The organism is Delftia tsuruhatensis NBRC 16741 (assembly GCF_001571325.1).
GTDB lineage: Bacteria > Pseudomonadota > Gammaproteobacteria > Burkholderiales > Burkholderiaceae_C > Comamonas > Comamonas tsuruhatensis.
In genome coordinates this window covers 14,636-33,431 of record NZ_BCTO01000019.1, presented here as the reverse complement: position 1 = coordinate 33,431, position 18,796 = coordinate 14,636, and the positions used below count along the sequence as shown (strand labels likewise).

General features: G+C 67.2%; 15 protein-coding genes. 9 read left to right on the top strand and 6 right to left on the bottom strand.

All coding sequences use genetic code 11. From position 1 onward, the window contains the following. Positions 1-22: 22 nt before the first annotated feature. Positions 23-1,000, bottom strand: a complete 978-nt coding sequence (locus DTS01S_RS08160; RefSeq protein WP_026062217.1) for a threo-3-hydroxy-L-aspartate ammonia-lyase — start codon at positions 998-1,000, stop codon at positions 23-25. 147 nt (positions 1,001-1,147) lie between these two features. Further along, complete coding sequence (locus tag DTS01S_RS08155; protein WP_016446883.1) at positions 1,148-2,671, bottom strand: helicase HerA-like domain-containing protein; 1,524 nt, start codon at positions 2,669-2,671, stop codon at positions 1,148-1,150. A gap of 78 nt (positions 2,672-2,749) precedes the next feature. Here DTS01S_RS08155 and DTS01S_RS08150 point away from each other — a divergent pair, with 78 nt between their 5' ends. The 9 genes from DTS01S_RS08150 to DTS01S_RS08110 all read left to right on the top strand — a co-directional run bounded on the left by DTS01S_RS08150 (position 2,750) and on the right by DTS01S_RS08110 (position 12,903). Further along, positions 2,750-3,469 (top strand): YebC/PmpR family DNA-binding transcriptional regulator, encoded by a 720-nt coding sequence (locus DTS01S_RS08150; protein WP_012205357.1) that lies wholly within the window; start codon positions 2,750-2,752, stop codon positions 3,467-3,469. Next, positions 3,466-4,749 (top strand): phosphoribosylamine--glycine ligase, encoded by a 1,284-nt coding sequence (purD, locus tag DTS01S_RS08145; protein ID WP_012205358.1) that lies wholly within the window; start codon positions 3,466-3,468, stop codon positions 4,747-4,749. The genes DTS01S_RS08150 and purD overlap by 4 nt, the downstream gene beginning before the upstream one ends. A gap of 4 nt (positions 4,750-4,753) precedes the next feature. Then, positions 4,754-5,728 (top strand): oxygen-dependent coproporphyrinogen oxidase, encoded by a 975-nt coding sequence (gene hemF, locus DTS01S_RS08140; protein ID WP_016446884.1) that lies wholly within the window; start codon positions 4,754-4,756, stop codon positions 5,726-5,728. Positions 5,729-5,977: 249 nt separating this feature from the next. After that, the gene (gene rsfS, locus DTS01S_RS08135; protein WP_016446885.1) at positions 5,978-6,745 is read left to right on the top strand and encodes a ribosome silencing factor; all 768 of its coding nucleotides are present in this window, start codon (positions 5,978-5,980) and stop codon (positions 6,743-6,745) included. A gap of 21 nt (positions 6,746-6,766) precedes the next feature. Further along, positions 6,767-7,234: a 23S rRNA (pseudouridine(1915)-N(3))-methyltransferase RlmH gene (gene rlmH, locus DTS01S_RS08130; protein WP_012205361.1), complete on the top strand. Its 468-nt coding sequence runs from the start codon at positions 6,767-6,769 to the stop codon at positions 7,232-7,234. Positions 7,235-7,338: 104 nt separating this feature from the next. Further along, positions 7,339-7,953: a Maf family protein gene (locus DTS01S_RS08125; protein WP_017406836.1), complete on the top strand. Its 615-nt coding sequence runs from the start codon at positions 7,339-7,341 to the stop codon at positions 7,951-7,953. Positions 7,954-8,089: 136 nt separating this feature from the next. Beyond that, on the top strand, positions 8,090-9,577 hold the full coding sequence (gene rng / locus DTS01S_RS08120) for a ribonuclease G (protein ID WP_016453532.1): 1,488 nt from the start codon (positions 8,090-8,092) through the stop codon (positions 9,575-9,577). A gap of 179 nt (positions 9,578-9,756) precedes the next feature. After that, positions 9,757-11,658, top strand: a complete 1,902-nt coding sequence (locus DTS01S_RS08115) for a LodA/GoxA family CTQ-dependent oxidase (RefSeq protein ID WP_061287561.1) — start codon at positions 9,757-9,759, stop codon at positions 11,656-11,658. A gap of 9 nt (positions 11,659-11,667) precedes the next feature. After that, positions 11,668-12,903 (top strand): NAD(P)/FAD-dependent oxidoreductase, encoded by a 1,236-nt coding sequence (locus DTS01S_RS08110; protein WP_254787905.1) that lies wholly within the window; start codon positions 11,668-11,670, stop codon positions 12,901-12,903. On the opposite strand, the gene DTS01S_RS08105 is transcribed toward DTS01S_RS08110, so the two are convergent. The 4 genes from DTS01S_RS08105 to DTS01S_RS08090 all read right to left on the bottom strand — a co-directional run bounded on the left by DTS01S_RS08105 (position 12,839) and on the right by DTS01S_RS08090 (position 18,764). Beyond that, entirely contained in the window at positions 12,839-13,834 is a 996-nt protein-coding gene (locus tag DTS01S_RS08105; RefSeq protein ID WP_017407653.1) for a Bug family tripartite tricarboxylate transporter substrate binding protein, read from the bottom strand. The two genes, DTS01S_RS08110 and DTS01S_RS08105, sit on opposite strands and share 65 nt — an antisense overlap. Before the next feature lie 420 nt (positions 13,835-14,254). Continuing rightward, positions 14,255-16,474 carry a TonB-dependent alcaligin siderophore receptor FauA gene (fauA, locus tag DTS01S_RS08100; RefSeq protein WP_254787903.1) on the bottom strand — a complete coding sequence of 740 codons (2,220 nt, stop codon included), beginning with the start codon at positions 16,472-16,474 and terminating at the stop codon, positions 14,255-14,257. Positions 16,475-16,551: 77 nt separating this feature from the next. Next, complete coding sequence (locus tag DTS01S_RS08095) at positions 16,552-17,514, bottom strand: helix-turn-helix transcriptional regulator (RefSeq protein WP_017407655.1); 963 nt, start codon at positions 17,512-17,514, stop codon at positions 16,552-16,554. Positions 17,515-17,597: 83 nt separating this feature from the next. Next, positions 17,598-18,764 (bottom strand): pyridoxal phosphate-dependent aminotransferase, encoded by a 1,167-nt coding sequence (locus DTS01S_RS08090; protein ID WP_016453527.1) that lies wholly within the window; start codon positions 18,762-18,764, stop codon positions 17,598-17,600. Positions 18,765-18,796 lie beyond the last annotated feature (32 nt).

Genomic DNA, 18,796 nt, shown 5'->3' with positions numbered 1-18,796 from the left:
GGGGCCGGCGCCAGGGGTCGGTTCAGTCGTGCAGAAAGCGCGCGTAGCGCGCCAGGTCCACATTGCCGCCGCTGATGAGAATGCCCACGCGTGCGCCCGACAGCGCAACCCCGCCATGCAGGGCGCCCGCCAGCGAGAGCGCACCCGTGGGTTCGACCACGATTTTCTTGCGTTCCGCGTAAAAGCGCATGGCCTGCACCAGATGCTCGTCCGCCACGGCCAGGATATCTTCGACATGCTCGCGGATGATGGCGAATGTGATATCGCCGATGGACTGGGTCTGCGCGCCGTCGGCAATGGTGTGGGGCGTGGGAATCTGCACGATCCGGCCTGCGCGCAGCGACTGGCGGGCATCGTCGCCGGCCTGGGGCTCGACGCCATAGACCTTGCAGCGCGGGGAGAGCTGTCCGGCTGCCAGCAGGCTGCCCGACAGCAGGCCGCCGCCGCCCAGGCAGACGAACAGGTAGTCCAGATCGGGCACCTCCTCGAACAATTCCTTGGCCGCCGTGCCCTGGCCGGCAATCACGTCGCGGTGGTTGAACGGCGGGATCAGCGTCATGCCGCGCTCGTCGGCCAGGCGCCGGGAGATGGCTTCGCGGTCCTCGGTGAAGCGGTCATAGGTCACGACCTGGGCGCCGTAGGAGCGGGTGGCCGCCATCTTGGAGGCAGGCGCATCCTCGGGCATGACGATGAGCGCGGGCATGTCCAGCATCTGCGCGGCCAGGGCCACGGCCTGGGCATGGTTGCCCGAAGAGAAGGCCAGGGCGCCGCGCTTGCGCTGCTCGGGCGTGAACTGCGACAGCGCGTTGTAGGCGCCGCGTATCTTGAAGGCACCCGTGCGCTGCAGGTTCTCGCACTTGAAGAACAGCTGGGCGCCCAGCAGCTCGTCGGCGGTGCGGCTGCGCAGTATGGGGGTGCGGTGGGCCACGCCCTCCAGCCGGCCGGCTGCGGCGGCAACGTCGTCATAGGTGGGCAGCGAGGGAGGGCTGTTCGTCGTCATGGCGTGCGGTTCCGCAAAGTGGATGGAGGCGGTTTCGATCATAGCCGCATGCGCAGGCTTTCAGCGCCCTGAAATGCGCCAGCCGTTGCATGGCAACGGCTGGGTGCTATGGTGTTTGATGCGGCGCAGTGCCGGTGCGCCAGCGCTTCAGCGCTTCTTGTTGCCCAGGATGCCGCCGAGCACGCCGCGCAGGATTTCCTTGCCCAGCGAATTGCCCATGGTGCGCATGGTGGACTTGGCCATGGTCTGAACCAGGCCGTCGTGCTTGCCTCCGCGCGGGCCTGTGGTGCCGAACAGAAGGTCCTTGAGCCCGTCCATCATGGCGCCGCCGCCTTCGCTGGCGGCGGGTGCGGCTCCGGCAGGGCCTGCCGGCGAGGCCCCGTCGCCGGATGCTGCCGTGCGTCCGCGCAGCACTTCGTAGGCCGATTCGCGGTCCACCGCCTTTTCATAGACACCTGCCACCAGCGATTGCGCCAGCAAGACCTTGCGCTGCTCCTCGCTGATCGGACCGATCTGGCTGCCCGGTGGAATGACATAGGCGCGTTCGGTGATGCCGGGGCGGCCCTTTTCATCGAGGAAGCTCACCAGGGCCTCGCCCACGGCCAGCTCCGTGATGGCGGCCTCGATGTCCAGCCCCGGCTTGGGCCGCATCGTGGTGGCCGTGGCCTTGACGGCCTTCTGGTCGCGCGGCGTGAAGGCGCGCAGCGCATGCTGCACGCGATTGCCCAGCTGGGCCAGCACGGTGTCGGGCACGTCCATCGGGTTTTGCGTGACGAAATACACGCCCACGCCCTTGGAGCGCACCAGGCGCACCACCAGCTCGATGCGTTCGAGCAGCACCTTGGGTGCATCGTTGAACAGCAGGTGGGCCTCGTCGAAGAAGAAGACCAGCTTGGGCTTGTCGGGGTCGCCGATCTCGGGCAGGCGCTCGAACAGCTCGGACAGCATCCACAGCAGGAAGGTGGAGTACAGGCGCGGCGAATTCATCAGCTTCTCGGCCGCCAGGATGTTGACCACGCCCTTGCCGCCTGCATCGGTCTGCATCAGGTCGTTGATGTCGAGCATGGGCTCGCCAAAGAATTTGTCGCCGCCCTGCGACTCGATGGCCACCAGCCCGCGCTGTATGGCCCCCACGCTGGCGGCACTGATGTTGCCGTACTCGGTGGTGAACTGCTTGGCGTTGTCGCCCACGTGCTGGAGCATGGACCGCAGGTCCTTGAGGTCCAGCAGCAGCAGTCCGTTGTCGTCGGCAATCTTGAAGACCAGGTTGAGCACGCCCATCTGCGTGTCGTTCAGGGCCAGCATGCGCCCGATCAGCAGCGGCCCCATGTCCGAAACCGTGGCGCGCACCGGATGGCCCAGCTCGCCGAACACGTCCCACAGCGTGGTGGGGCAGGCCAGGGGCTGGGGAATCTCGATGCCGCGCTCCTGCAGCGAAGCCGCCATCTTGGCGCCCGTGCTGCCGCTTTGGCTGATGCCCGACAGGTCGCCCTTGATGTCGGCCATGAACACCGGCACGCCGATTTCGGAGAAGCCTTCCGCCATTTTCTGCAGCGTCACGGTCTTTCCGGTGCCCGTGGCGCCGGTGATCAGGCCATGTCGATTGGCCAGTGCGGGCAGCAGCAGGCATTCTGTGGCAGAGTGGCGAGCGATCAGAAGTGGAGCGGCCATTTCGGGTTTCCTCGGGGGAGCATGCGGTCAAAAGTAAAATCCCAGCCGCAAGGTTAAATCAATATCAAAGGACAGCCTGTGGCAGGACACAGTAAATGGGCCAATATCCAGCACCGCAAAGGCCGCCAGGACGAAAAGCGCGGCAAGGTCTGGACTCGCATCATCCGTGAAATCATGGTGGCGGCACGCACGGGAGGGGGCGATCTCAGCGCCAACCCGCGCCTGCGCCTGGCGGTGGAAAAGGCCAAGGCGGCCAACATGCCGGCCGACAACATCAAGCGCAACATCGACAAGGCCACGGGCAATCTCGAAGGCGTGACCTACGAGGAAATCCGCTACGAAGGCTACGGCATTGGCGGAGCGGCGATCATCGTGGACACCATGACCGACAATCGCGTGCGCACTGTGGCGGATGTGCGTCATGCCTTCAGCAAGTACGGTGGCAACATGGGCACGGAGGGTTCCGTGTCCTTCCAGTTCAAGCATGTCGGACAACTGATCTTCGCTCCCGGAAGCGACGAGGACCAGATCATGGAAGTGGCGCTGGAGGCCGGTGCCGAGGACGTGATCACCGATGATGAGGGGGCCATCGAGGTGCTGACCGCACCCGCAGAGTTCGAAACCGTGCGCGACGCGCTGCAGGCCAAGGGCCTGACGCCGGAGGTGGCTGAAGTCACCATGCGCCCGGAAAACACCATCGCCCTGCAAGGCGATGACGCAGCCCGCATGCAAAAGCTGCTGGACATGATCGAAGACCTGGATGACGTACAGGACGTCTACCACAACGCTGAACTATGAAAATTCTTGTGATTGGTGGCGGAGGCCGCGAGCACGCCCTGGCGTGGAAACTGGCTGAATCGCCGAAATCGACCAAGGTCTATGTGGCCCCCGGCAACGGTGGCACGGGCCTGGCCGGCGGCAAGGTGGAGAACCTCAACATCACCGACCCGCAGGCGCTGCGCGAGTGGGCGCAGGCCGAGAAGGTCGCGCTGACCGTGGTCGGCCCCGAGGCGCCTTTGGCGGCCGGCGTGGTCGATGAGTTCCGTGCCCATGGCCTACGCATCTTCGGCCCCTCCAAGGCGGCCGCCCAGCTGGAAAGCTCCAAGGCGTTTTCCAAGGACTTCATGGCGCGCCACGGCATCCCCACGGCGCTCTACGAGACTTTCACCGACCCGGTTGCTGCCCACGCCTATGTGGATCGCCTGGGTGCGCCCATCGTGGTCAAGGCCGATGGCTTGGCCGCAGGCAAGGGCGTGGTCGTTGCGACAACGCTGCAGGAAGCCCACGACGCCGTGGACTTCATGCTCGTGGACAACAAGTACGGCGTGGCCCACAACGACGGCGGTGCCCGCGTGGTGATCGAGGAATTCCTCGCCGGCGAGGAAGCCAGCTTCATCGTGCTGTGCGACGGCAAGAACGTCCTGGCCCTGGCGACCAGCCAGGACCACAAGCGCCTGAAGGACGGCGACCAGGGCCCGAACACGGGCGGCATGGGCGCCTACTCGCCCGCGCCCGTGGTCACGGCCGACGTGCATGCCCGCGCCATGCGCGAGATCATCCTGCCGACCATCCGCGGCATGGAAAAGGACGGCATTCCCTACACCGGCTTCCTGTATGCGGGCCTGATGATCGATGCATCCGGCCATCCCAAGACGCTGGAGTTCAACTGCCGCATGGGCGACCCCGAGACCCAGCCCATCATGATGCGTCTCAAGAGCGATCTGGTGGACGTCATGCTGGCGGCCACCGATGCCAAGCTCGACCAGGTCGAGCTGCAATGGGACCGCCGCACGGCGCTGGGCGTGGTCATGGCCGCAGCAGGCTACCCCGAGGACCCGCGCAAGGGCGATGCCATCAGCGGGCTGCCGCAGGACGCCGCCGATGCCATGGTCTTCCATGCCGGCACCCAGCTCAAGGATGGCGTTCCCGTCACCAGCGGTGGCCGCGTACTGTGCGTCACCGTGCTGGCCGACAGCGTCAAGCAGGCCCAGCAAAAGGTCTATGACGTGGCGCGCGGCATCCATTTCGATGGTGCCCAGTACCGCCGCGACATCGGCTTCCGTGCCGTGAAGAACTGAGTCCATGGCAGAGCAATCGACCGGGCAGGCGCTGCCCGTGGCCCAGGTGCGCGAGTACCTGACGGGCCTGCAGGCCCGCATCACGCAGGCGCTGGAACAGGTGGAAGGCGAGGGCGGTGCACGCTTTCTGTCCGACGCCTGGAGCAAGGGCCCCGGCGAGCGCCTGCAGGGCGATGGCATCACCCGCATCATGGAAGGCGGCCGCGTGTTCGAGCGCGCGGGCTGCGGCTTCTCGCATGTGCGCGGGCCGCAGCTGCCGCCCTCGGCCACGCAGCACCGGCCTGAGCTGGCCGGTGCGCCGTTCGAGGCCATGGGCGTGTCCCTGGTCTTCCATCCGCGCAATCCTTTTGTGCCTACGGTGCACATGAATGTGCGAATGATTGCAGCCGGCTCAGGTGCGGCCGGCTCAGGTGCGGCAGGGCAGCCGGGCAACGAACCCACCTGCTGGTTCGGCGGCGGCATGGACCTGACGCCGGTCTACGGCTTCGAGGAAGATGCACAGCACTTTCACCGCGTCTGCCGCGATGCGCTGGCGCCTTTTGGCGACACGCTCTACCCGCGCTTCAAGACCTGGTGCGACGAGTACTTCCGCCTGAAGCACCGCAACGAGCAGCGCGGCATCGGCGGCATCTTCTTCGACGACTTCTCGGAACTGGGCCAGGCGCGCAGTTTCGACATGCTGCGTTCGGTGGGCGATGCCTTTCTGGAGTCCTACCTTCCCATCGTCGAGCGCCGCCAGGCCATGGACTACGGGCAGCAGCAGGTCGATTTCCAGCGCTACCGCCGCGGCCGCTATGTGGAGTTCAACCTGGTCTGGGACCGGGGCACGCACTTCGGCCTGCAGTCCGGCGGGCGTACGGAGTCCATCTTGCTGTCCATGCCACCGCATGCGAGCTGGAGCTACCAGCGCGAGGACGCGCCCGGCACCCCCGAGCGCGCTTTGCTGGAGCAATTCCTGGTGCCCCGCGACTGGCTTTGAGCCCGAGAGCCGCCCTCCCGAGCGGCGTGGCGAAATCCGCGCGTGCAAGGGAATAGGCGGCAAAACTATAATTTCAATAGCTTGAGGCGCAGCGTTGGCTGCGTTCTCCACTTTCTTCGGCGCGAAATCTTCCGGCGATCTGTGGGCGAACTCCATGCATTTTGGAGCGCCGCTACAGCCCAGCCCTCTACGGGCCGCACGGCGCTCGCGCTATATTGATCCCATTCCTATTCCATTGATCACCGCCTGATGACCACTTCCACCAAATCGGATTCCGCAGCCAAGCGCGACGTGACCAAGCTGCAACGCGCCATTGTTGACGGCCTCGAAAACGTCAAGGCCCAAGACATCCAGGTCTTCAATACCGAAAAGCTCTCGCCGCTGTTCGAGCGCGTGATCGTGGCTGCGGGCACCTCCAACCGCCAGACCAAGGCGCTGGCCTCCAGCGTGCGCGACGCCGTCAAGCAGGCCGGGTTCCCCGTGCCGCGCCAGGAAGGCGAAGAAAACGGCGAGTGGATCATCGTGGACTGCGGCCAGGCCGTGGTCCATGTCATGCAGCCGGCCATCCGCCAGTACTACCGCCTGGAAGAGATCTGGGGCGAGACGCCTGTGCGCCTGAAGCTGGGCGCTCCCAAGCCCACGCGCTCGGCTGCCACCGACAAGGCGGAAGAAAAGGCCAAGAAGGCTGCAACCAAGAAGGCGGCGGCAACCGCTGCCAAGCCTGCAGCCAAGAAGGCCGCTTCTGGCGCAGCCTCCGCCGCCGCCAAGAAGCCCGCTGCCAAGAAGGCGGCCCCTGCCAAGGCCGCTGCACCCCGTTCCGCAGCGGCAAAGCCGGCCGCCGCAAAGTCGGCTGCTGTGAAGTCGGCCGCAGCCAAGTCGCCGGCCGGCAAGACGGCGGCGCCCAAGGCCATCAAGACCGTGGTGGTCAACCGCGCCCCCGCCAAGGCCAAGGCTGGCGCCGCTGCCAAGCCTGTCGCCAAGCCGGCAGCCAAGCGCGCTCCCCGCGCCAAGGCCTGAGCGGTTCAGGGCTGACGCTGCATGAAGCTGTTGATCGTGGCCGTGGGCCAGCATGTGCCCGACTGGGCGCAGACAGCCTACGACGACTACGCCAAGCGTTTTCCTCCGGAACTCAAGGTGGAGCTCAAGGCCGTCAAGACGGAGCCACGCGGCTCCAAGACGGTCGAGACCCTGTACGCGGCCGAGCGCAAGCGCATCGAGGCCGCCATTCCGCGCGGCACGCGCATCGTCGTGCTCGATGAGCGCGGCACCAATCTGACGACCAAGGCCCTGGCCCAGCGCCTGCAGGGCTGGCAGCTGGAGGGCGATGACGTGGCCCTCATCATCGGAGGCCCGGACGGTCTGGACCCCGCCTTCAGGCAGGCCGCACACGAGCGCATACGCCTGTCGGACCTGACCCTGCCGCATGCCATGGTGCGGGTGCTCCTTATCGAGCAGCTGTACCGTGCCTGGTCGGTCAACGCCGGCCATCCCTACCACCGGGAATAGCGGCAGCGGCGGTGTCATGCGGATCGGAAGATCTCGTGATACTATGATTTTGATAGCCTTCGGCGCTTTGATACAAAGGGCTGAAGGCATTTCTCATTTTCATCATGCCGCCCTTCATCTACCTAGCCTCCCAAAGCCCCCGCCGCCGCCAACTGCTGGAGCAGCTGGGCGTGGCCCATGAGCTTTTGCTGCCCAATGCGGATGGCGACATCGCCGAAGATGCCGAGGCCATGGAAGCCGAGCTGGCCGGCGAGGCAGCGCGCGACTACGTGCAGCGCGTGACCGCACTCAAGCTCGACGCTGCCGTGGCCCGCCACGCGCGCCGTGCGCTGGCTGCCGCTCCCGTGCTCTGCTCGGACACCACGGTGGCGCTCGACGGCCGCATTCTGGGCAAGCCCGCCGATGCCGACAATGCACGCCGCATGCTGACGGGGCTTGCCGGCCGAGAGCATGAGGTGCTGACAGCCGTGGCCATACAGCATGGCGCGCGGCGCCTGGCTGCGCTGTCGGTCTCCCGGGTTCGCTTTGCGGCCATGAGCGCTCAGCAGATCGATGCCTACGTGGCCTCGGGCGAGCCCATGGGCAAGGCCGGTGCCTATGGCATACAGGGCCGTGCGGCGGCCCATGTGCAGTGGCTGCAAGGCAGCTACTCGGGCATCATGGGCCTGCCGCTGTTCGAGACGGCGGCGCTGTTGCGCGAGCTGGGCTGGGCGCTGTAGGCCAGCTCCCCGACCTGGGCCCCGAGGGGCGTGCAGGCAGGCGCGCACGGCCGATGGCAGCGCGCGGCACGGCAAGATGTCTGCCGGGCCGCTCCGGCCGAGAAATACAAACGACAAAGCACACCACAGGCACAGCATGCAGCAAGACATTCTGATCAATTGGTCGCCACAGGAAACGCGCGTGGCCATCATCGAGAACGGCGCCGTCCAGGAACTGCACATGGAGCGCCCGCTGGAGCGCGGCCTGGTCGGCAACGTGTACCTGGGCAAGGTCTCGCGTGTGCTGCCGGGCATGCAGTCGGCCTTCATCGACATCGGCCTGGAGCGCGCGGCCTTCCTGCACGTGGCCGATGTCTGGCAGCGGCAGGAAGGGGGCGAGGCCCCCATGTTCGCGCGCAAGGACATGCCTGTCGTGCCCATCGAAAAGCAGGTTTTCGAGGGCCAGACCATCATGGTGCAGGTCATCAAGGATCCGATCGGCACCAAGGGCGCGCGCCTGTCCACGCAGATCAGCATTGCGGGACGCCTGCTGGTGCTGCTGCCGCAGGACGACCACATCGGCATCTCGCAGAAAATCCCGCAGGGCGAGCGCGACGCGCTGCGCGCCCGGCTGCAGGGCCTGGTCGGCACCAAGGAAACCGGCGGGGGCGGCGGCTTCATCCTGCGCACCAATGGCGAGGACTCCAGCGACGCCGAGCTGGCCGACGACATCCGCTACCTGCGCAAGACCTGGAGCCGCATCAAGGAGGCCTCGGTGCGCCTGCCGCCCATGTCGCTGCTGCACCAGGACCTGAACCTGCTGCAGCGCGTGCTGCGCGATCTGGTGGGCGAAGGCACCCAGAGCATCCGCATCGACTCCAAGGAGCAGTTCGCCCTGCTCATGACCTTCGGGCAGGAGTACATGCCGGCGGCCGTGCCCAAGCTGCAGCATTACCGCGGCGAGCGGCCCATCTTCGATCTGTTCGCCATCGACGAGGAAATCGCCCGCGCGCTGGGCCGGCGCGTGGACCTCAAGTCGGGCGGCTACTTGATCGTGGACCAGACAGAGGCGCTGACCACGGTGGACGTCAATACCGGCGGCTACGTGGGCGCGCGCAACTTCGACGACACCATCTTCAAGACCAACCTGGAAGCCGCCCATCAGATCGCGCGCCAGCTGCGCCTGCGCAACCTGGGCGGCATCATCATCGTGGATTTCATCGACATGGTGCGCGACGACCACCAGGCCGAGGTGCTGTCCGAATTCAAGCGCCAGCTCGGGCGCGACCGGGTCAAGACCATGGCAGGTGGCTTCTCGCAGCTGGGCCTGGTGGAGATGACGCGCAAGCGCACGCGCGAATCGCTGGCCCACATGCTGTGCGAATCCTGCCCTGTCTGCCAGGGCAAGGGCCATGTGAAGACCGTGCGCAGCGTCTGCTACGAGGTGCTGCGCGAAATCCTGCGCGAGGCGCGCCAGTTCAACCCGCGCGAGTTCCGCATCGTGGCCTCGCCCAAGGTGGTCGAGATGTTCCTGGACGAGGAAAGCCAGCACCTGGCCGGCCTGTCCGACTTCATCAAGAAACCCATCTCGCTGCAGGCCGAGACCGCCATGGCACAGGAGCAGTACGACATCGTGCTGCTGTGAACCGGTATTTATCTTGCCAATTCATTATCAATAGCGATTCGGCATCTTTTGCGCAAATGGGTTCATATGAATCGATTTGCGCCCTGCTATGGATTGTCGATTCCCGATAATTAACTTTGTCTCGGCATTTTTGATACCGTTTGTTGCAATCAGTGCCTCAGCAACTGAAAGGGCGACAAATGGGAATCGACTCCACCATTGTGCGTGCTGCCATACACCCGGGAATTGGTGTGGCGCGTATTGGCAATAGCCCGGATGAGTACTATGTCGGCCCCGAGCTGATGCATGTGCCGCCCATGGCGCCGGGCAGCCTGCGTGATGCGCAGGGCGCGCTCAAGCGCCAGGCTGCGCGCTTTCGCATCTACGGCTACAACGCCGCGGGCGAGGTGGTGCGTGAACTCACGGCCGACCAGGACGAAATCGAATGGGAAGTCGAACTTGCCAATACCAAGGCTGCCTGGTATCAATTTCAATTGGCGCTGGACGTGCCTGAAGCCGCAGCGGCCGATCCCACGATTTTGCGCAATGCCAAGGTGAAGGACCGGAAAAGCCTGGCAATTCGGCCGGGAGCCCGCCGAATTGCCAAAGGCTCGGCCCCGGTGGCATTCGATAGCGGTAGTTTCTGCGGCAAGCCGGTTTATCTGGGCGAATTGCGCATTGAAAAGACGGGCCAGCTTCTCGTGCTGGGAGGCCGTGGCGTCTCTGCCTCCGTGGATGGCTCCAAGGCCACCACGTTTGCGAACAACGAGGGCTGGCATGACGATGTGGCCGACGGCCCGGTGCGCGCGAAGGTCGTCGTGGACGGCGTTTCCGTGCCGGTGGATGCGGCATGGGTCACGGTTGCGCCGCCCAACTATGGCCCGCAGATGAAGTCGGTGCGCACCATGAAGGACCTGATGGAGGATGTTTTCATCCGCTCGGGTATGGCTGCGTTTCCGCTGCAGGTCTCCTTCAGCCGGCACATCCTGCCCATACTCCAGCGCCAGAGCAGCCTGCAGTGGGCGAACAAGGGCTTTGCCGCCCAGTTCGGCTGGGGTGCCGCCGCCAGTGCGGATGACGAGGCGTGGATCGCCAGGCTCAACAGCCCGGGCACGACCTGGGCCGAGCTGCGCCAGCAGGTGGCCAATGCCTTCCGGCGCTTTGACCGGGACGGCGCATCCCCCCAGCCCTGGCCCTGGCTGTATGGCGACGCCATGGCCGTGCCGCCGGCCGACACGCCGCGCCAGCATGCGGCGCTGACGGCCACGCAGCTGAGGATGCTGGACCTGTGGGCCGCAGGCCACTTTCTCTCCGACTGGACGCCCGGCCAGAAGTACCCGGCCCAGCTGTCCGATGTGCCGCTGCAGGAGCAGCCCACCATGCTCGACCATGCCGCCATGGACGACTGCCTGGCCGATGCCTTTCACCCGGGTTGCGAGATCACCTGGCCCATGCGCCACGCCAGCATGTACCGGGCGCCATTTCGCATCCGCGAGGCGGCCGAGAACCCGCCCGAGCTGCAGCTCTACGGCTCGCGGCTCACCCCCGCCGTGGCGCTGTCCGAGAGCGGGCCGCTGTATGCACAGGTGGCCGGTGACCTCACGCGCTGGATGGCCGTTCCCTGGCAGACCGACACCGCCAGCTGCCGCAGCGGCTACTACGCCGGCTACGGCCCGCGCTACGACCCCTACCTGCCCACGTTCTGGCCGGCCCGCGTGCCCAACCAGGTGCTGACGCAGGAGGCCTATGAAAAGGTCATCGATACCGAACTGCCGCGCGAGCAGCGTGTCGCCGCCTTCAACCGGCGCGAGTCGTGGTTCCGCACCCTGGGCGAGGGAGGCTATGAGAGCGAGATCAACCGCATGATCAGCCACTTCGGTGACATGGGCGTCATCGAGAATCGGCCGGGCCCGCGTGGCGACAAGGACTTCCCGCCGGTGATGCAGGTGGAAAACCGCATCGCCCCGGCGCCGTCGCACATGCTCAAGACTGCCGTGCAACCGGCCGGGCAGGAAGCGCCTCCCCGCATCGAGCCCTTCGACGCAGACAACGAAGAGCAGCTGCGCGCCCTGACGCAGCGCGGCCCGGTGCTGCCGCGCTGAATGGCGGCCATGTCTATGTCTGCGCATGCCATGGCCACCGCGCCGCTGCCGGATGAACTGGATGTGCTCGTCGTGGGCGCGGGACCGGCGGGCGCGGCCGTTGCCGCGCAACTGGCAGGGCATTGCCGCGTGGCGCTGGTAGGACGCGCCGTGCAGGCAGGGCGGGCCATTGGCGAAACCCTGCCCGCTGCGGCCCGGGTGATTCTGTCCGACCTGGGCGTGTGGGATGCGTTCGCGGCACAGGGCCACCGTCCTGCCTGGTCGCGGCGGTCACTGTGGGGAAGCTCCGAGGTCATCTTTCAGGACGCACTGTTCGACCCGCATGGCGCGGGCTGGCACCTGGACCGCAAGCGCTTCGACGCCATGCTGCTGGAGGCTGCGCGCAGCCGTGGCGTGCCCTGCCTGGTGCCCGCCACGCTGCGCAGCCTGCAGCGCCAGCCACCGGGCGCGCCCATGCGCTGGCGCTGCCTGATCGATAGGGCGCAGGGCGACCCGGCGCACGGCCCGTTGGAGCTGTCCTGCCGCATCGTGGTCGATGCCACGGGCCGCGCGGCCCGGGTGGCCCGGCAGGCGGGTGCCGAGGTCCGCCGCGACGGCCGCCTGGTCTGTTTTCACGCCTGGGTGGAGCCGCCATCGCATGAGCATGCAGGCACCACCATGATCGAGTCGGATGCCGAAGGCTGGTGGTACAGCGCCGATCTGCCTGATGGCAGTTGCGTGATTGCCTGGCAGACCGATATCGACCTGCCCGAAGCCCGCCGCCTGCGCAGCACGGCGGATCTGCTGGACATGGCCGATCGCACGGCCCTGGTGGGCGCGCGCAGCGTGGGCAGCCAGGTGCTGGAGCCGTTGCGGGTGGCCGCCGCCCACGAGCAATGGCTGGATGCAGCCAGCGGGCAGGATTGGCTGGCCGTGGGCGATGCCTGCCTGTCCTTCGATCCGCTGGCATCGCAGGGCCTGCTCAACAGCCTGGTCACCGGCAGCGAGGCCGCCCTGGCCGTGCGCCGCAGCCTGGCGGGCGACGCCGGTGCGTTGCCTGCCTGGGATGCGTGGATCCGGTCGATACGCGCCGCGTACCGCAGCCATCACGAGCACTACTATGCGCTGGAGCCGCGCTGGGCGAACGAGACGTTCTGGGCCCGCCGCCAGCGGGCGCCGGAGGCGGAGACCGGAGCCGGCGTTATTGCCGCTCCAGCTTCGCCGTCTGAACGATGGCATTCCAGCGCTGGTACTCGGCCCGCGTGAATTCGCGGAAGGCCTTGGAGTCCAGCAGGCGCACTTCGCCGCCCAGCGCCGTCACCTTGGACTTGAAGTCGGCATGGCCCGCCACCTTGAGCGTGGCATCCTCCAGCCGCTTGACGATGGCTGCCGGCGTGCCCTTGGGCGCCAGCACGCCGTTCCAGGTGCCGGTCACGAAGGCGGGGTAGCCGCTTTCCTTCATGGTCGGCACATCGGGCAGGGCGGGCAGGCGCTGCTCCGAGGTCACGGCCAGGGCCTTGAGCTTGCCCGACTGCACGAAGGGCAGGGCGGGCGTCACGTTCTCGAAGATGAAATCGATCTGGCCGCCCAGCAGGTCGGTCAGGGCCGGCGCGCTGCCCTTGTAGGGCACATGCACCATGTCCAGCTGGGTGGCGCTCTTGAACAGCTCGCCCGACAGGTGGACCGTGGAGCCGCTGCCCGGCGAGCCATAGCTCATGCCGGTCTTTTGCGCGGCGGCGCGTGCCACCAGGTCCTTCACCGTCCTGGCGGGCGTGCGCGCCTCGTTGACCACCAGCACGTTGGGGATGGTGGTGACCAGGGCCACGTATTCGAAATCGCCCAGGTTCTTCTCGCTCAGGTTCTTGTACAGGCTCTGGTTGATGGCCTGGGTGCCGGCCGTGCCGAACAGCAGGGTATAGCCATCATTGGCCGCCGAAGCCACGCGGCTGGCGCCGATGGAGCCGTTGGCGCCGGAGATGTTTTCCACGATCACGGGCTGGCCCAGCGATTCGGACAGGCCCTGCGCCACCATGCGCGCCAGCACATCGGTATTGCCGCCAGGGGCGAAGGGCACGACCAGCTTGACCGGCCGGGTGGGATAGGCATCCGCCCAGGCCTGGGGCAGGGGCAGCAGCGTAGTGGCGCCAAGCAGCGCGGCCGCGCGCAGGAATTGCTTGCGTGAAAGGGTACGGGGCATGGGGGATGTCTCCTTGTCGATGTTCTGGTGGCGCAGCGGCTGGGGCCAGCGGCGGATTTTTCAGGCGGGCCAATGCTGGGCGGTGGCTGTCTTGACGTCAATCAATGTTTTGGCAGGACGTCATGCGGCGGGCGAATGACCTGTCCGGCCTTGCTCGGCAAATGAGAAGGATTGCGTTGACATGCGCCCGTCATTGCGCCTGCCATCACGGCGCAAGGCTCCTGGACTCGCCTGTGGCAAGGACCGCACCGCTGCTGAATCCGCCTCCGGCGCTGCCGTGCAACTGCCCGCGAACATGCGGCTTTGCGGCGCCTGCGTGGACGTGCACGATGCGCCCCATGGCATGGGCCGGCGCCCGTTACGGCGCCGGGGTGGGGCGGGCATTGCCGATGTCCATGTCGACGCCAATGCCGATGCAGCTCAGAAATCCGCCTTCAGGCTCACCGTCAGGTTGCGCGGCTCGCCCCACCAGCCCTGGTTGTAGAAGCCGATCTGGCTGTAGTACTGGCGGTCCAGCAGGTTGTTGAGCTGCACGCTGGCCGACCAGGTGGGGTCGAGGCGGTAGTGGGCCGAGAGGTTGACCACCAGGTAGCTGCCCTGGCCTACCTGCACGCTCTGGCGCAGCGGGTTGGTCACGTTCTGCCAGATGCGGCTTTGCCAGCGCAGGTTGCCGCCCAGGCTCAGGCCTTGCAGCGCACCCTCGAAGCTGCGCATGGCCGTGAGCTTGACCAGGCTGCGCGGGTGCGTGGTGTTGAAGGCGGCGCCGCTGGCGCTGCGTGCCGTGTAGTGCGTGTAGCTGGCGCCCATGCGCCAGCCCCGGGCCGGCTCGCCGCTGAGTTCCAGGTCGATGCCGCGCACCTGGGCGCCCTTGACTCGCCGGTAGGCCTTCTGGTCCGTGGTGCCGTCGATGAATTCGCCCGTGTCCTGCGCCAGGTTGTCCTGGCGGGTCTGGAACAGCGCGGCAGAACCCTGCAGCCGGTCCTGCAGCCAGGAGCCCTTGAGGCCCAGCTCGAAGGCCTGGCCGGTGACGGGGTCCAGGATGCTGCCTTGCTTGTCGCGGTAGTTCTGGGGTGTGAAGATTTCCGTGTAGCTCAGGTAGGCCGTGTGCCGGGCATCGATGTCCCACAGCAGGCCGGCGTAGGGCGTGATTTCGTTGCTGTAGCGGTAGTCGCGCAGGCTGCCGAAGTAGTTCTGGCGCGTGGACCAGCGGCTCAGCCGGGCACCGGCCACGGCCGTCCAGCCATCGGCCAGCGACAGGCGCCCCACGGCATAGCCGCCGCTTTGGCGCATGCGGCTGTCGTCGCCGCCGTTGGAGACGTCGGACCAGCCGGGCTCGGCCAGGCTGCCGTTGCGCCAGTCGAGGAAGTTGTCCGTGGCAAGCGGCGTGCCCAGCGGTGCGTAGCGGCGGATGTCGATGTCGTCGCGCACATGGTTCCAGCCCACGGCAATCTCGTGCTGGCGCCCGAACAGCGCGACCGGGCCGCTGGCCGTGAGGTGCAGGCTGTCGCGCGAGCGGTCGCCCCGGTACTTGATGAAGGAGTTGGCCATGCCCAGGCCGGTGCTGGCGTCCGGCGCGCCGCCCCGGTAGACGTAGCGCATGTCGTAGTTGCCGTCGTTGCGGCTGTAGGCGGCGCGCAGCAGCCAGCGGTTGTCCAGCCGGTGCGTCAGGTCCAGCGTGGCCGTGGTGTTCTCTGTGCCGAAATGCGACCAGCGCGTGTTGTTGGACACCGAGCGGTCGAAGGCCGTGCGGCTGCCGTCCGCATGGAACAGCGGAAAGCCGGCGCCCATGCCGGGACTGGTGTTCTTCTGGTATTCGAGGCTGGTGACGAGCCGGGTGGCGGGCGTCAGGGCCGCGCTGACCACGGCGTACAGGCCCTGCCTGCGCTGGCCGAAGTGGCTGACGTAGCTGTCGCTGTCCGATTGCACAGCCACGACGCGGCCATGCACGCGGCCTTCGCGGTCCAGCGGCAGGGACAGATCGGCCTCGGCGCGGCGCAGGTTCCAGCGGCCCAGCGTCAGCGATGCATGGCCCCCCGCCGTCTCGCGCGGCTGCTTGCGCACGAAGTTCACCGTGGCCGACGGATCGCCCGAGCCATTGAGCAGGCCCGTGGCGCCGCGCACGATTTCCACGCGGTCGTAGAAGGCCGTGTCCATGTCGGTGGCGCCGAAGTTCCACAGGCTGTTGATGGGCGAGGCCAGACCGTCGAACTGGAAGTTGCTGACGCCAAAGCCGCGCGAGGAAAACTGGTAGCGGTTGCTGTCGCTGCGGCTGACCGACAGGCCGGGGGCGGAGGCCTCCAGCGTCTGCGAGACCGTGAGCTGGCCTGCATCGTCCATGAGCTGGCGCGTGATCACGCTGACCGACTGCGGAGTTTCACGCGCCGACAGTTGCAGGCCCGTGGCCGTGCCTGTGGCGCCGCTGGTGTAGCGCGCCGTGCCTTCGGTGGTGCCGGCATCGGCGGCGGCGCGCACGGTGACGGTGCCCAGTTCGGTGTCGCCTTTCCTGGCAGGGGGCCTGTCCTCGTCGGCGGCCCAGACTGCTGGCGCAGGGGCTGCACAAAGGGCGCAGATCAGCAGGGACAGCGGGGTCCGCGCGCCTTTGGGGTGTCGCGGGGCGGGGTTTTGAATGCGAATGCTCATCATTTCCATGGTCCTGGGCGTGAGCCCGGATTGTGGGAAATGTGCGCCGCCGCCGCCTGTTCCCGGCGACGCCAGACCTATGGTTTGCGACGCAGGCTGCCTTGGCTGGGCGCGTGGCCGAAGCGCTGGCGAAAGGCCGTGGCGAAATTGCTGGCGTGCTGAAAGCCCACGCAGTCGGCCGCTTCCTGCACGCTCCAGCCCTGTGCCAGCCGCTCGCGCGCCAGCTGCATGCGGCGCTCGCGCAGCCAGCCGAACACGGTCTGGCCGTAGGCGGCCTGGAATTTCTCGCGCAGCGTGGTCGGGCTCATGCAGGCCAGGCGCGCCAGGTCGTCCAGGCTGTGCGCCTGGCCCGGCGCTGCATCCATGCACTCGCGTACGCGCTCCAGGCCGCGCCTGTCCCGGGGATGGATGCGCGGCAAGGGCGCAGGCCGCGGCTGCGCATGTGCCTGCAGTGCGCAGGCCAGCAGCTGCAGCGCAATGCCTTCGCGGTGCAGCCGGGCCAGGCTGCCGCTCCAGACGCCATCGAGCAGCTGGCGCAGCGAGACGGCCAGGTGCTCGGGCAGCGACCAGGCATGCAGCGGCGGGCCGGGTTGCCGCAGGGCCTGGTGCAGCAGCTCGGCCAGTTCGGCATCGGCGCAGGCCTCGGGCGCCTCGATGGACAGGTTGAAGCCGCGCACCGTCTGGCCTGCGGCATGGGTGGCCTTGAGAATCTCGGTGTCGCCGCACGAGAATGCCGCCGCCGCATGGCGCGTCACGCTCAGTGCACGGCGGGCGCCCGGCAACTGCAGCTCGGCCTGGCCGTCCAGCAGGACCACGGCGGTGAAGCGCCGCGGGTGCTCGGATGTGGATTCATAGCCGTGGTCGATGCGGATGTCGGAGCTGACCATTTGCAGGCCCGAGGGCAGCTGGTGCTCCTGCACCTGCCCCTCGAAGATGCAATCGCTTTCGGAGACGGCAGAGAGAAAGCGCACGCTGAAACCGTGGCGCTGGCGCATGGCGTCGAGCTGCGCGGTGGTGTAGCGCTGGGAGGAGGAGGGCATGGGTGAGCGGAACAAAAGGCCCGCAGCTGGATTCGAGAATGCTTCTCATTATCCGGGGCTGCAGGCCCGCTCGCCCACAAACCTCAGAGTTTGCGCAGCCGATCCAGTGCCGCGCGCAGCGTGCTGTCCTGCTTGGCAAAGCAAAAGCGCACCACGCGCTGGTCGAAGCCGTCGCCATAGAAGGCCGACAGCGGGATGGCGGCCACGCCGTGTTCCTTGACCAGCCACTGGCAGAACGCGGCTTCGTCCAGGTCCGACACGGCCGAGATGTCGGCGCAGACGAAGTAGGTTCCCGCCGTGGGCAGCAGGCGCAGGCGCGAGCCTTCCAGGCCCTGGCGGAACAGGTCGCGCTTGGCCTGGTAGAAGGCGGGCAGCTGAAGATAGGGCGCGGGGTCGGCCATGTAGCTGGCCAAGCCCGCCTGCATGGGCGTGTTGACGGTGAAGACGTTGAACTGGTGGACCTTGCGGAACTCGGCCGTGAGTGCGGCCGGCGCGGCGACGGTGCCCACCTTCCAGCCCGTGACATGGTAGGTCTTGCCGAAGCTGGAGACGATGAAGGCGCGCGCCGCCAGGCCGGCAAAGCGCGCGGCGCTCTGGTGCTGGCGGCCGTCGTAGACCATGTGCTCGTAGACCTCGTCGCTGATCAGCAGCACGTCGGTGGGCGCCAGCAGCTCCTGCAGCTGCAGCATCTCGGCATCGCTCCAGATGGTGGCGCTGGGGTTGTGCGGGCTGTTGATGATCAAAAGCCGGGTGCGCGGCGTGATGGCGGCGGCAATTTTGGCGAAGTCGGGCTTGAAGCTGCCCGGCGTCAACGGTACGCGCACGGGCACGCCGCCGGCCAGCTCGATGTTGGGCACGTAGCTGTCGTAGCAGGGGTCGAGCACGATGACCTCGTCGCCAGCATGCACGGTGGCCAGGATGGCGGTGAGGATGGCCTGCGTGGCGCCGGCCGTGACCGTGATCTCGGTGCCCGCATCGTAGCTGCGGCCGTACAGCGCCTGCATCTTGTCGGCCATGGCCTGGCGCAGCTGGGGCAGGCCGGGCATGGGCGGGTACTGGTTGTGGCCGGCCTGCATGGCGGCCGTGACGGCATCGACCAGCCTGGGGTCGCAGCCGAAATCGGGAAAGCCCTGGCCCAGGTTCACCGCTTGGTGCTCGGCGGCCAGGGCCGACATGGTGGTGAAGATGGTCGTGCCCACATGGGGCAGGCGGCTGGGGAAGGCGGGCGTGCGGGGCGTGGCAGAAGTCATGGCGGAAACAGCGGACAGCGGGAGCGGACCCG